We start from the raw sequence: 12,751 nt of genomic DNA on the forward strand, positions 1-12,751 counted from the left end.
GTAGCGCGGACAACTAGTCCGCCGTAGGTATCAACAGCGCGGGCGGGATGTTCGCATTACGAATGAAAACCAAAGGAATACGTACCAATAAAATCAATATCGTCACGCTCGGTTGCTCGAAGAACCTGGTGGACTCGGAGGTGCTGTTTACGCAGCTCAGGGGCAATGGCATGGACGTGACGCACGAATCGAAGAAAGACGACGCTAACATTGTCGTTATCAATACGTGTGGCTTCATCGATAACGCCAAGGAAGAGTCCATCAACACCATTCTGCGGTATACCGATGCAAAAGAAGCGGGTATAGTCGATAAGGTTTACGTGACGGGTTGCCTCTCGCACCGGTACAAAGACGAACTCGAAATTGAGATGCCCACCGTCGATGCCTGGTTTGGCACCAACGAACTGCCCCGGATGCTGAAAACGCTGCGGGCCGATTACAAGCATGAACTGGTTGGCGAACGCCTACTCACTACGCCTGCTCACTACGCTTACCTTAAAATTGCCGAAGGCTGCGACCGGCCCTGCTCGTTCTGCGCCATTCCGCTCATGCGCGGCAAACACGTATCGCGTTCGATCGATGAACTGGTGGTTGAGGCTCAATCGCTGGCCCGGCGTGGTACCAAAGAACTGATTTTGATTGCGCAGGACCTGACCTATTACGGGCTGGATATATACAAAAAACGGAACCTCGATGAACTCATCAGCCGCCTGTCGGATGTTGCCGGTATCGAGTGGATTCGCCTGCAATATGCCTATCCGTCGGGCTTCCCGATGGAGATTCTGGATGTGATGCGCGACCGGCCGAACGTGTGCAACTACCTCGACATGCCGCTGCAAACCGGCTCGACCGAGTTGCTTAAGCTGATGCGCCGGGGCATTACCCGCGAAAAAACCGAGAGTCTGATCGCGTCCATCCGCGAAACGATTCCGAACATCACCCTTCGCACCACCCTGATTGTGGGCCACCCCGGCGAAACGGACGCGATGTTCCAGGAAACCTATGACTTCGTAGAGCGAATGCGTTTCGACCGGATGGGCGTATTCACTTACTCCCACGAAGACGATACGCACTCGTTCTCGATGCCCGACGATATTCCCGCCGACATTAAGCAGGAGCGCGCTGACGAACTGATGGATCTGCAACAGGGTATCTCCCACGAGCTGAATCAGCGAAAAGTTGGTCAGACCTACAAAGTGCTGTTCGACCGTAAAGAAGGTGGCTATTTCATTGGCCGTACCGAAGCCGATTCGCCTGAGGTAGATAATGAAGTGCTGGTAGCTGCCAGCGGTCCGGCGTCGGGGCAGCACGTGCGATTGGGCGACTTTGCCCATGTACGCATCAACCGGGCGGAGGAGTTTGATTTGTACGGGGAGGTTGTGTAAACTTACAGCATGAACCTGTCTGCTAGCGACATTGCTAAAATCAGCCAATACCTGGAAGATAAACCGGTTGTAAGAGCCTATATTTTTGGGTCTTACGCCAGAGGAGAAGCTAGCGCCCTGAGCGACCTCGACCTAATGCTGGAGTTGGATTACAGGCAGCCAATTGGTCTTCAATTCATCGGCATGAAGTACGACCTTGAGGATCAGCTCAATAAGCCAGTCGATCTGGTTTCGATCAATGCTGTTTCACCTCGTATTCGCCCGTTCATCGATCAGGACAAACAACTAATTTATGAAAGGGCGGTTCGGCAATAAACAACGCGTTGAACATGCACTGTGGATGCTATTCTGGAAATAGAGAATTACATCGACGGGGCTGAGTTTAACCGGTTTCTTGCCAACTCTATGATGCGTTTTGCCTGTATTAAACAGTTGGAGATCATTGGAGAGGCCTGTAACCACATCGATTTGTCGGTAAAGGAAGAATTTCCAGCTATTGAATGGCGTAAGGTTGTGGGCCTGCGTCATCTTCTGGTTCATGAATATTTTGGCGTAGATACTGCTCTTGTCTGGGATATCGTCACGAACGACATTCCCGTACTAAAAGCTCAACTAGCTGACATAGGCAACAAACTGTAATCTACCATTTAAATCGTGGGTTAACAGACCGAATACGCCCCGTCCGAACCTTGCGGGTTTTTCCGTTGTTGCTCCCAGTAAATCCTAACCTGCATGGACTGTCAGTACCTGCCGCTCGCATCCACCGGCCAGTTTTCTTCCCTTTTCCTCGATTATCTCGACCAGAAAGATAGCTTAAAACCCTTCTACAACCGTTTTCCGGATTTACAGTCGTTCCAGCAGCAGATTGACGAACGCACGTTCGACGCTCAGAAACGGACCGCGCTGGTCGATGCCCTTAACCGGCAGTATCAGCACATAGCCAACAAACCCGATGTTTCGGTCCTGCTTGATCCGAAGACGTTTACGGTGACAACGGGACATCAACTGAACATTTTTACGGGGCCGCTCTACATCGTTTACAAGCTGATCACCACGATCAAGCTGGCCCGGCGACTCAAAGAGACTTACCCAGACTATACTTTCGTGCCCGTCTACTGGATGGCGACCGAAGACCATGATTTTGCCGAGATCAATCATTTCTCGATGTTTGGCAAAAACTACGCCTGGCAAACGGAACAACGTGGGGCCGTAGGCCGCATGAATCCGCAGGAGCTAAAGACCCTGTTCGATCAAATTCCCGAGAAGCTGGCCCTGTTTGAAGAAGCTTATCTCAAACACGACACATTGGCCGACGCCGTTCGTTATTACATCAACGAGTTATTTGGTGCCGAAGGGCTGGTTTGTCTGGACGCCGATGATGCCGGTCTGAAGCAGGTTTTTGCCCCGGTTATACGCGATGAACTGACTCAACAGAAATCAGGTCAGCTGGTGCAGGAGCAAACCGAAAAGTTGTCGGCGCTAGGGTATAAAACCGTTATTGCGCCCCGAGACATCAATCTGTTTTACCTCGACGACCAGATTCGGGAACGTATCGAGCACAAAGACGGCGTTTATAAAGTGCTGCATACCAAGCTCCGTTTTTCGGAGAGCGAGATGCTGGCGCTACTCGACGAACACCCCGAACGGTTTAGCCCGAACGTCGTGCTGCGTCCGTTGTATCAGGAAACGATTTTGCCCAATCTGGTCTATATCGGTGGGCCATCCGAGGTACCCTACTGGCTACAACTCAAACCGGTGTTTGACCAGTATCAAACGCCATTCCCGATGTTGATGCCGCGTAACTTCGCGATGTATGTGCCTACTGTGAGTGCTAAACGCATTCGTAAATTAGGCCTGGTTACTGAGGACCTATTTCAGGATACGATCACCCTGAAGCGGGAGTTTGTTGAACTGCATACCAGCCATGCGTTGAAGTTCGATAATGAGAACAAGCAGGTCAGCAAAGCCTTGGACGCTATTTTGCACAAGGCGCAGATGGTGGATCCAACGCTGGAAAAAGCGGTTCTAGCCGAAACAAAGCGGTTTGCCAACGCAGTTACCAGACTCGAGAAGAAAATGCGCCGGGCCGAAGAACACAACCAGGAGACAGGCGTTCGGCAGTTGCTGGCGGTTAAGAATGAGTTATTCCCCAACGGTAGTTTGCAGGAGCGCTCGGAGAACTTCCTGACGTTCTACCTCAACGACCGTACGTTTCTGCAAAAGATGCTTTCGGCCTTCGATCCGCTCGACTACCGGATGCAACTTTGCCTGGAGTAGACCGAAAATGGGCTCGTCGGTCGTACCATCATGAAAAAAGCTGAGTTACGCCAACAGTTTCTTTCCCAACGCCGGGCGTTAACGACGGATGAAGTAGCGCGCCGTAGCGAGTCGATTGCTAATCAGGTATTTCAGGGTATTCCACTGTTTGCGCAGTTATCCACAGCCAGAGGAGGAGTTATCCACATTTTTCTCCCTATTCTTCGCCAGAAAGAGGTAGACACGTGGTTGATCATTCACCGGCTTTGGCGGGATTTTCCGGCGGTCCGGGTTACTACGTCGATTAGTGATACAGATACCAACCAGCTCACCCATTATCTGCTCACCTCGGAAACACGCCTGATCGAAAACCGGTGGGGTATTCCAGAACCACAGCCAGACGAAAATCTTCGGATCGATAGCGACCAGATCGATACGGTGCTGGTTCCGCTTCTTGCCTTCGATCGGCAAGGCCACCGCGTTGGGTACGGAAAAGGGTATTACGACCGCTTCCTGGCCGACTGCCGCCCCGACTGCCTTGCCATTGGACTTTCCCTCTTTAAGCCCGTCGACCTGATTACCGACGTTGAGCCAACAGACGTAGCCTTGTCCAGTTGTATAAGCCCCGATACGGTCTGGCTCTTTGGTAATCGGTACTAAAGACGGCTTACTAACCCAACGTAGTGGACTACTTCTAACTTTTTTACTATTCTCTCCTTGTCCATCAACGTTTTGACGTATTTTTGCGGGCAATTTAAACACCCGGACGAGAGTCCACTTTTTTACTTTTCAAAAGCGGGTCATTACCCGCGCTACTTGTATGAAAATCGCAGTTGTTGGCGCTACCGGCTTAGTCGGCAGCGAAATCCTGAAAGTGCTGGAAGAACGCAACTTCCCTGTCTCTGAACTTATTCTGGTTGCCTCCGAGCGGTCGGTTGGTAAACAGATCGAGTTTAAGGGCAAGCCGCATACGGTTGTCAGCTTTCAGGATGCCATTGCGGCCAGGCCCGCCGTTGCTATTTTCTCGGCCGGAGGCAGCACATCGCTGGCGCTGGCACCCAAGTTCGCCGAAGCAGGCATTACCGTTGTCGATAACTCATCGGCCTGGCGGATGGACCCGACCAAGAAACTGGTCGTACCCGAAATCAATGCCAATACGCTTACACCCGAGGACAAGATCATTGCCAACCCCAACTGCTCGACCATTCAGATGGTGGTAGCCCTTAAACCTCTACACGATAAGTACAAGATCAAGCGCGTTGTTGTGTCGACCTATCAGTCGGTAACGGGAACGGGCAAAGCCGCCGTCGACCAGCTTTTCGCGGAGCGCGAAGGCCGCGAGGGTGTCGCTAAAGTGTATCCCCACGCTATTGACCTAAACGTGTTGCCGCACATCGACGTTTTCCTTGACAACGGTTACACTAAAGAGGAAATGAAGATGGTGAACGAGACCAAGAAAATTATGGGCGATGAGTCCATACAGGTAACTGCCACCACCGTTCGTATTCCAACCATTGGCGGACACTCCGAAGCAGTCAACGTTGAGTTCGAGAATGATTTTGATCTGAAAGAAGTGGTTGAGCTGCTCACCAATGCCGAAGGCGTTATCGTGCAGGACGATCCAAAAAACTTTGTTTACCCGATGCCCCTGACGGCTCACGGTAAAGATGAGGTTTTCGTAGGTCGTCTTCGCCGGGATGAAAGCCAGCCAAATACCCTGAACATGTGGATTGTGGCTGACAACCTCCGCAAAGGGGCGGCTACCAATGCCGTTCAAATCGCCGAATACCTGATGAAACATGAGCTGGTAAACGTTGCCGAGGATACGGTCGCCTAACTACCACTTATCCGAGTCCGTAACCAAAGGTCCCGTTCGGTTTGCTGCCGGGCGGGACTTTTTTGGTATCTTTCGTACTGAACCTAACCGAATCTTACGTGACTAGTTCCTCCGTAATTGAGCTTAAGGACCTGCAAAAACACTACGGTTCTACCCATGTCCTGAAGGGCATCGACCTTACCGTATCGGCGGGGCAGGTTGTTGGCTATATTGGCCCAAACGGCGCAGGAAAGTCTACGACGCTCAAAATCCTGATCGGTATGCTACCCGATTTCACGGGCGAGGCTACCGTACTGGGCATGGACGTACGAACCCAGGCGCTCGACATCAAACGCCGGATTGGCTACGTACCCGAGAACGCAGCGCTCTACGACACACTGACGCCCATGGAGTACCTGCAGTTCGTGGGCCAGTTGTATGAATTGGATAACGCCCATATTGAGCGAAAATCCCTCGACCTGCTCCGGCTGCTTCAGTTAGCTGACCATGCCAACGCGCGCATGACGACTTTTTCCAAGGGTATGCGCCAGAAAGTGCTGCTCATTTCGGGTCTGCTCCATAATCCTGATGTCATCTTCCTCGACGAGCCACTTTCGGGTCTGGATGCGAATGCGGTGGTGCTGGTGAAAGAAATTATCCGACAATTGGCCAACAGCGGCAAAACCATCTTCTACAGCTCACATATCATGGACGTAGTTGAGAAGATATCCGACCGAATCATTATCATCGCGCAGGGCCGGATCATTGCCGATGGCACCTTCGCCGAATTACAGCAACAACGCCCTGAATCGCTTGAGCAGCTGTTTGCTGAACTGACTGGCAACGACGGACAAACGATGGTAGCCGAAGAATTTATTCAGGCCCTGAACCTATGACCACACCCATTCTCTATATCCTCGACCGTCTGCAAGGTGTTTTCCGCGCCGTTGGAGCCGATTACGGTCAGTTACGGGCCATAGTGGAAGTTAAACTTACGATGGACAACCGTCGGAGTATAGTCAGCCTGGGTCGTTACGGAAAGCAGTCGGGAGAGAACAATAGCAACTTCACGCGCATACTGGGTATCTATACCTTCGTTGGCGGACTTATTAGCCTGGGTATGCTTACCCGAAGCGACAGCGACAGAATGTTCTTTCCGCTGACCCTGCAATTTTCCTATGTCATGTCGTTATGCGCCATGACGCTCATTTCTGATTTTTCGTCGGTCATCCTCGACTCGTCCGACAACCAGATCATTCTGCCCCGACCTGTCAGTAGCCGTACCTTGTGGCTGGCCCGTATTATCCACATTGCCAGTTACCTGTTCGCCATTGCGCTGTCGGCATCGGTCGTTGGCGTACTTATTATTGGCTATCGATTTGGGGCGCTAGCGGGTATACTTTTTCTCATCATGAGCCTGTTAGCTGCGGTGCTGATGGTATTCCTGACCAATGTCTTTTACCTCGTGCTGATGCGTTTTATCAGTGAAGAGAAACTGCGGGAGGTTATCAACTACTTCCAGATCGTGATGGCGGTGGTATTCTACGGAGGCTATCAATTGCTGCCACGCCTGATGGATACCGAGACGATGATAACGGAGGCACTTGAGCATCAATGGTGGCATTTTTTCGTGCCACCCATGTGGATGGCGGGTGCCGTCGAGATCGTTATCAAACCTGTGATCGATCCAACGCACCTACTCTTTCTGGGTCTGTCCCTGTTCATGCCATTTGCAGGTCTCTGGTTCATGAACCGCTTTCTAACAGCCAATTTCACGCAAACCTTGATAAACATAGACCAGGAAGCACGGCCCAGCGCGCTGGCACAAGCGGTGCCGTCAGCCCGTGGTTCCGGACCGGCCTGGGTCGAGCGTCTATCTAACTTGGTTACAACGTCACCCCTGGAGCGAGCTGCTTTTGCATTTACCTGGCGTATCACGGGCCGTGATCGAAAATTTAAACTCAAAACCTACCCACAACTAGGTTTCGGGCTGGCCTATGTGGTAATTATGTCTATCCAGGGACAGAGTCTGGGAAGCAGCGGGTTCTTTTATCTGTTTGCCTTATACTTCGCGGGTATCTACGTGATGGTAGCCCAGTACCAGCTTGGCCTTTCCGACAACTACCGAGCCGCCTGGGTGTATGGCAGCGCGCCCATCCGGGAGCCCGGCGATGTTTTATCAGGCTCGCTGAAAGCACTTATCATTAAGCTGCTAACGCCGTTTTATATCCTACTAGCTGGCTATATCCTCTTCCGATATGGAACCGACAAAACTCCAGATGTCATTCTGGCTTTCTTCAACTCGCTGATTATGCTTATCAGTGCCGCCTTACTCTCGACACGCCATATGCCATTCTCCGTTGAACAGGATGCGGTTAAGCAAAATAATACCGCACGGGGCCTGGTCGTTGGCCTTGTTTTAGGGGTCGTAGGCTTTTCCCATTATGGCTTAACGCTTATCCCCTACGGCGTCATCTGCGCCGTTCCCGTATCAGCAGTTATGTTTTGGGTTTTGTTCCGGCAATACCGACGGACGAGCTGGACGCAAATTGAGATGGGGTAAAAACAAAAATCCTGCCAGCGGTTGCTGACAGGATCTGGTGCCGAAGGCGAGACTCGAACTCGCATGTCCGTAAAGACACACGCCCCTGAAACGTGCGTGTCTACCAATTTCACCACTTCGGCGTAAGGTATTGCCCCTGTTTGGGAATGCAAAGATACGGAGCCGCTTCGCAATAGCGCAAGCCTTAGCTGAAAAAATTTACCACTATCGGTCAAAAACAAGCCTCTTCCCCGCCCGGTCGGCCAGAAAGGTGCCGTTCTGGTAAACTAGTTCGCCTGAAACAATGGTGTGAGTAACCGTAGCGCCAAACGTGTGCCCTTCCAGTGGCGACCAACCACATTGGTACAACAGGTTCTGTTTTGACACTGTCGTCGGCTGGTTCGTATCGACCAGAACCAGATCGGCCCAGTACCCCTCCCGAATATACCCCCGCTTCTCAATTCGGAAACAATCGGCTGGTGCATGGCACATTTTACGCACCAGCGTTTCGATCGATAACTTTCCCTGCTGTACAAATTCAAGCATCATCAATAATGGATGCTGAACCAGCGGTAAGCCCGCAGGTGCCTGCCAGTACGGCTGTTGCTTCTCAGCCCAGGTGTGTGGAGCGTGGTCGGTGGCGATGATATCGAGCCGATCATCGAGTAGAGCGGCTAATAACGCTTCCTTGTGATGCGCATCTTTTATAGCCGGATTACACTTGATCTGATTACCTGACTGTTCGTAATCACGGCTGTCGAACCACAAGTGATGAACACACACTTCAGCGGTAATCCGCTTGTCCCGTAACGCAGTAGCATTAGTAAACAGCGACAGTTCATCAGCTGTTGAAATGTGTAGAATATGCAGGCGGGTGTTATGTCTCTGAGCCAATTCGACAGCTAGTGACGATGATGTCAGGCAGGCCGCTTCGTTCCGGACAAGTGGGTGGAGGGCTGCCGTGGCTTTATCGCCATAGGTCGCACGGTAATGCTCAGTGTTGGCGCGAACAGTGGCTTCGTCCTCACAATGCGTCGCAATGAGCATGGGGCTCTCGCGAAATAGTTCGTTCAGTACATGCTCATCATCTACCAGCATACTACCCGTTGACGACCCCATGAAAACCTTGATACCACAAACGGAGCGCGGGTCGGTTCGCAGCACTTCGGCGAGATTATCGTTCGAAACCCCCATGAAGAAGGAGTAATTGGCCATCGACGACCGGGCTGCAATAGCGTATTTGTCGGCCAGCAGCTCCTGAGTCAAGGCGTTAGGCACGGTATTGGGCATTTCCATGAAGGTAGTAACGCCCCCGGCCACGGCTGCTCTCGACTCCGACCGAATAGTAGCTTTATGGGTAAGCCCAGGCTCTCGAAAATGCACCTGGTCATCGATCACGCCAGGCAATAGGTACTGCCCATTGGCATCAATGACCAGATCTGCGGGAAGGCCAGACAAATCTGATCCGATTCGTTCGATGTAGCCATCGCTAATTAAGACATCTGCCTTGAAAGACCTGTTTTCGTTTACTATAGTTGCATTAACAATCAATAATCTATTCATATTGTAACCTATTCGTTTAAAAACATTCTGTTCAGCTACATACTACGGTCTACCTAATCTACGTTGCAAATAGATATAGTTATCCCAATATGATCTCGTAAACGCAGCAAAAGTAAGTTTCCTGATCGTATATCCAGACTTATTATGCCAACAACTCCTCAACCGATTGAAACAAGTTATAACAGATCAGTATCCACTAAGTCAGATTATTCTTTTATAAGTTGGGTACGAATAATTGCCATGTTCTCAATTGTTGCAGTCCATTGCATAACTTTCCCTAGCCCCTCTTCTAAATTACCAATACATGCACAGGCGAATTTTCCTTTATTTAGCCTTATGACATCCGATCAAGCAACATATTTGCTGGTCCTGGAACAATGTATGCGATTTGGCACATTGATTTTTTTTATGGTATCTGGTTTTCTAGTTGGCGTAACTCTTGATAATAGTTCTGCATGGGAATATTACAAACGTAGAATGAATACGATAGCCATTCCGTTTGTGATTGCTTTCAGCTTATACTGCTTATACTTTTTAAAATCCATATTTATCAATATAATTCTAGGTAATACAACACCTGACCTGTTTTATAGTACAATTGATAAAGTAGGTCTTTACTTGATATACACTCCTTATTGGTTTATTCCGACATATTTCTTCTCACTGGCGATTTTACTCATTCTCCGTCGGCATTTATTAAAACCCTGGCTCGGGATAGTATTAGTCAGTATAAATTTATTTTATGCTTTTAACGTCCATCTCAAATGGATTGAACCACGTCATAGTCAAGCAGCAATCGGATTTATATTATATTTATGGCTAGGCTATATTATTGCTCGTACGGATGCTATTTCCCGTAGTCTGGCACTTGTATCAAATAGCGTCCTTCTTGGCATAACGATCCTAGTTTTTGGGGTTAGCCTATTAGAAGTTTACTCTCTTTATTCAGCTGGAGCGTGGGATCCTGTAAACTCTCTTCGACTGTCAAATCAGCTATTTGCTATTAGTCTATTCTTCCTTCTGGCCCGGAACAACTATATGCATCGGCTTCGCTTTATAAAGCCCCGCACAGAATCATTTGGCATTTATCTGTACCACATGTTTTTTTTAGTCATAGTAGTTCGTGTGCTCGACTATTTCCCATGGTTACACCAGTTCAACTATCAATCTACTTATTCTGGCTTTACGCTTGTCTTACTGTCGTTAGCCAGAGGTATTCTTGTACTTACGCTTACTTTAATATTTGTAAAGATTCTTGCTGCCAGCCGATTCCGATGGCTTATCGGTCTTCATCAAGTACGTCAATAACTTGAGGATCGTAAACTTTCACAATCTGATCAAAGAGCAGCTGATGGCCTGTATCGTTTGGATGGATACCATCAACCGTCAGATCATCTCTGAATAGAGAGGTATTTGTAGACAGCGGATCGAAGAAATTAACTGCTTCACCTGGATAAGTAGCCAGCGTTAAATCGCGCTGTTGTAACCATCTGGAAGTAGCCACTGCATTTAATTTCCGAGGCATACTAGTTGTTATTATTACTCGCTTCACTCCATTTGCCAACGCAATTGCGCGTACTTTTCGAAGATTCTCCATTACTTCATCGACGCTGTACCCATTAGCAATATCATTTGTGGTCATGCTGATGACCAGTACGCTAGGGTGTCTTCTCAATGCAGCAGTGATGCTTCGGGCGGTGTCTGAGGCTGGCCGGTTACTGGGGCGAGCATCGTCTTCTGGCAATATGTGAAAAGTAGTGTAGCCACCTCTGGCCAAATTAATTACCTTCCCTTTATTCAGATAGGCACTGAACAAACCGGCCCAGGCATGCTTGTAGTCAGATGCACCTGTACCAAAGGCTGTGGAAGAGCCTAAGATAACAATTAAAGGCGATTGAGCCGTTTCTTTTACGACAGTAAATGGGGTGTTTTGGGGGGTAACCTGCTCACGATCTTTACAGCCTAAAAAGGTAACCAGTAATAGTAATACAGTATACGTTCTTACCATAGAGTGAGTAGCTTGCCTGAGTAATTAAAAGTTATATTTATACTCAGACAAAACTACTCAAATCTACATGTATAATTACATTATACATAGATTAAAAATTGTACTATCCGCTTAACGCTCGTTTAAAAGCGTCGCCATCTCTTTGGCAAAATAAGTCAGGATTACAGATGCACCAGCGCGCTTAATTGATAACAGTGACTCTGCCATTGCCTTCTGACCATCAAGCCATCCCAGCTGGGAAGCCGCTTTTATCATGGCATACTCCCCACTAACATTATAAGCCGCGATAGGCAGTTTATAATTATCACTAAGAAGTTTAATTATATCAAGATACGGTAACGCTGGCTTGACCATCAAAAAGTCGGCTCCCTCGGCAAAATCGAGCTGGGCTTCGATTAATGCTTCCCGACTGTTGGCAGGATTCATCTGGTACGTTTTCTTATCACCAAATTTCGGAGCTGAGTCGAGTGCATCCCGGAAGGGGCCATAAAACGCGCTGGCATATTTAGCCGTATAAGCCATAATAGCAACATCATGAAACTCATTCTCGTCAAGGACCTGGCGAATATAACCGATACGTCCATCCATCATATCCGATGGCCCAACGATATCGGCACCCGCCTGAGCCTGCGCTACTGCCATTTTACCCAATACTTCCAGGGTTGGATCGTTCAGGATTTTACCGTTTTCCACGATACCATCATGCCCATCAGAACTGTAGGGGTCCATGGCAATGTCGGTCATGACAACTACGTCCGGGAAACGTTCTTTAATGGCACGAACCGTCTTCAGATATAAACCTTCAGGATTATGACTTTCGGTAGCGTATTTATCCTTTTTGGCTTCAGGCAGATTAGGAAACAGGGCAAAGGTCTTAACACCCATACCGACACACTCCTCTACTTCCTGAAGTAATAAGTCAATAGAAAACCGATGGATGCCTGGCATCGATTTTACTTCACTGCGAACGTTCTGCCCTTCCATAACGAAGAGCGGCAGGATGAAGTCGGTAACGGAAAGGCGCGTTTCCTGCACCATGTCCCGGATAGCGGCCGACTGGCGACTCCGGCGGGGGCGACGAATCTGGATCATTGATAGAATAACAAACGTTAACGAATAGACGCAGGCCTGGCACTAAGTCCCGATCCTGTGTCTACTGGCTAACGTAAGTCCTCTATTGT

Annotated in this window: 12 protein-coding genes and 1 tRNA gene; 9 read left to right on the forward strand and 4 right to left on the reverse strand. The window is 49.3% G+C overall.

Annotated elements, in window-relative coordinates; genetic code table 11:
- The first annotated feature begins 62 nt into the window (after positions 1-62).
- The 8 genes from rimO (at position 63) to FH603_RS09990 (ending at position 8,020) form a co-directional block, all read left to right on the forward strand.
- On the forward strand, positions 63-1,385 hold the full coding sequence (rimO, locus tag FH603_RS09955; protein WP_186737344.1) for a 30S ribosomal protein S12 methylthiotransferase RimO: 1,323 nt from the start codon (positions 63-65) through the stop codon (positions 1,383-1,385).
- Positions 1,386-1,394: 9 nt separating this feature from the next.
- Positions 1,395-1,700: a nucleotidyltransferase family protein gene (locus tag FH603_RS09960; RefSeq protein ID WP_186737345.1), complete on the forward strand. Its 306-nt coding sequence runs from the start codon at positions 1,395-1,397 to the stop codon at positions 1,698-1,700.
- A 21-nt stretch (positions 1,701-1,721) separates the two neighbouring features.
- Entirely contained in the window at positions 1,722-2,024 is a 303-nt protein-coding gene (locus FH603_RS09965) for a HepT-like ribonuclease domain-containing protein (protein WP_317171221.1), read from the forward strand.
- Positions 2,025-2,117: 93 nt separating this feature from the next.
- Positions 2,118-3,662, forward strand: coding sequence for a bacillithiol biosynthesis cysteine-adding enzyme BshC (bshC, locus tag FH603_RS09970; protein ID WP_186737346.1), 1,545 nt, complete (start codon positions 2,118-2,120; stop codon positions 3,660-3,662).
- 30 nt (positions 3,663-3,692) lie between these two features.
- Entirely contained in the window at positions 3,693-4,301 is a 609-nt protein-coding gene (locus FH603_RS09975) for a 5-formyltetrahydrofolate cyclo-ligase (RefSeq protein WP_186737347.1), read from the forward strand.
- Positions 4,302-4,461: 160 nt separating this feature from the next.
- Entirely contained in the window at positions 4,462-5,478 is a 1,017-nt protein-coding gene (locus FH603_RS09980) for an aspartate-semialdehyde dehydrogenase (protein ID WP_186737348.1), read from the forward strand.
- Between the two features lie 98 nt (positions 5,479-5,576).
- Positions 5,577-6,353, forward strand: coding sequence for an ABC transporter ATP-binding protein (locus FH603_RS09985; protein ID WP_186737349.1), 777 nt, complete (start codon positions 5,577-5,579; stop codon positions 6,351-6,353).
- Positions 6,350-8,020: an ABC-2 family transporter permease gene (locus tag FH603_RS09990; protein WP_186737350.1), complete on the forward strand. Its 1,671-nt coding sequence runs from the start codon at positions 6,350-6,352 to the stop codon at positions 8,018-8,020. Before FH603_RS09985 ends, FH603_RS09990 begins: the two co-directional genes overlap by 4 nt.
- Before the next feature lie 35 nt (positions 8,021-8,055).
- Here FH603_RS09990 and FH603_RS09995 read toward each other — a convergent pair.
- Both FH603_RS09995 and FH603_RS10000 read right to left on the reverse strand, forming a co-directional pair.
- Positions 8,056-8,142: transfer RNA gene (locus FH603_RS09995), tRNA-Leu, on the reverse strand.
- Between the two features lie 82 nt (positions 8,143-8,224).
- Complete coding sequence (locus FH603_RS10000) at positions 8,225-9,562, reverse strand: dihydroorotase (RefSeq protein ID WP_186737351.1); 1,338 nt, start codon at positions 9,560-9,562, stop codon at positions 8,225-8,227.
- A 144-nt stretch (positions 9,563-9,706) separates the two neighbouring features.
- On the opposite strand from FH603_RS10000, the gene FH603_RS10005 reads away from it, so the two are divergent.
- Positions 9,707-10,870 (forward strand): acyltransferase family protein, encoded by a 1,164-nt coding sequence (locus FH603_RS10005; RefSeq protein ID WP_186737352.1) that lies wholly within the window; start codon positions 9,707-9,709, stop codon positions 10,868-10,870.
- Here the strand turns inward: FH603_RS10005 and FH603_RS10010 are convergent.
- Complete coding sequence (locus tag FH603_RS10010) at positions 10,842-11,570, reverse strand: SGNH/GDSL hydrolase family protein (RefSeq protein WP_186737353.1); 729 nt, start codon at positions 11,568-11,570, stop codon at positions 10,842-10,844. The two genes, FH603_RS10005 and FH603_RS10010, sit on opposite strands and share 29 nt — an antisense overlap.
- A 111-nt stretch (positions 11,571-11,681) precedes the next feature.
- Positions 11,682-12,662, reverse strand: a complete 981-nt coding sequence (gene hemB, locus FH603_RS10015; RefSeq protein WP_186737354.1) for a porphobilinogen synthase — start codon at positions 12,660-12,662, stop codon at positions 11,682-11,684.
- Positions 12,663-12,751: the final 89 nt, after the last annotated feature.

The sequence above is a fragment of the Spirosoma utsteinense genome (assembly GCF_014282275.1).
GTDB lineage: Bacteria > Bacteroidota > Bacteroidia > Cytophagales > Spirosomataceae > Spirosoma > Spirosoma utsteinense.

Bases quoted from the DNA above. Each gene is read 5' to 3' on its own strand.
- rimO (WP_186737344.1), top strand. From the start codon at position 63: ATGAAAACCAAAGGAATACGTACCAATAAAATCAATATCGTCACGCTC.
- FH603_RS09960 (WP_186737345.1), top strand. From the start codon at position 1,395: ATGAACCTGTCTGCTAGCGACATTGCTAAAATCAGCCAATACCTGGAA.
- bshC (WP_186737346.1), top strand. From the start codon at position 2,118: ATGGACTGTCAGTACCTGCCGCTCGCATCCACCGGCCAGTTTTCTTCC.
- FH603_RS09975 (WP_186737347.1), top strand. From the start codon at position 3,693: ATGAAAAAAGCTGAGTTACGCCAACAGTTTCTTTCCCAACGCCGGGCG.
- FH603_RS09980 (WP_186737348.1), top strand. From the start codon at position 4,462: ATGAAAATCGCAGTTGTTGGCGCTACCGGCTTAGTCGGCAGCGAAATC.
- FH603_RS09990 (WP_186737350.1), top strand. From the start codon at position 6,350: ATGACCACACCCATTCTCTATATCCTCGACCGTCTGCAAGGTGTTTTC.
- FH603_RS10000 (WP_186737351.1), bottom strand. From the start codon at position 9,562: ATGAATAGATTATTGATTGTTAATGCAACTATAGTAAACGAAAACAGG.
- FH603_RS10005 (WP_186737352.1), top strand. From the start codon at position 9,707: ATGCCAACAACTCCTCAACCGATTGAAACAAGTTATAACAGATCAGTA.
- FH603_RS10010 (WP_186737353.1), bottom strand. From the start codon at position 11,570: ATGGTAAGAACGTATACTGTATTACTATTACTGGTTACCTTTTTAGGC.
- hemB (WP_186737354.1), bottom strand. From the start codon at position 12,662: ATGATCCAGATTCGTCGCCCCCGCCGGAGTCGCCAGTCGGCCGCTATC.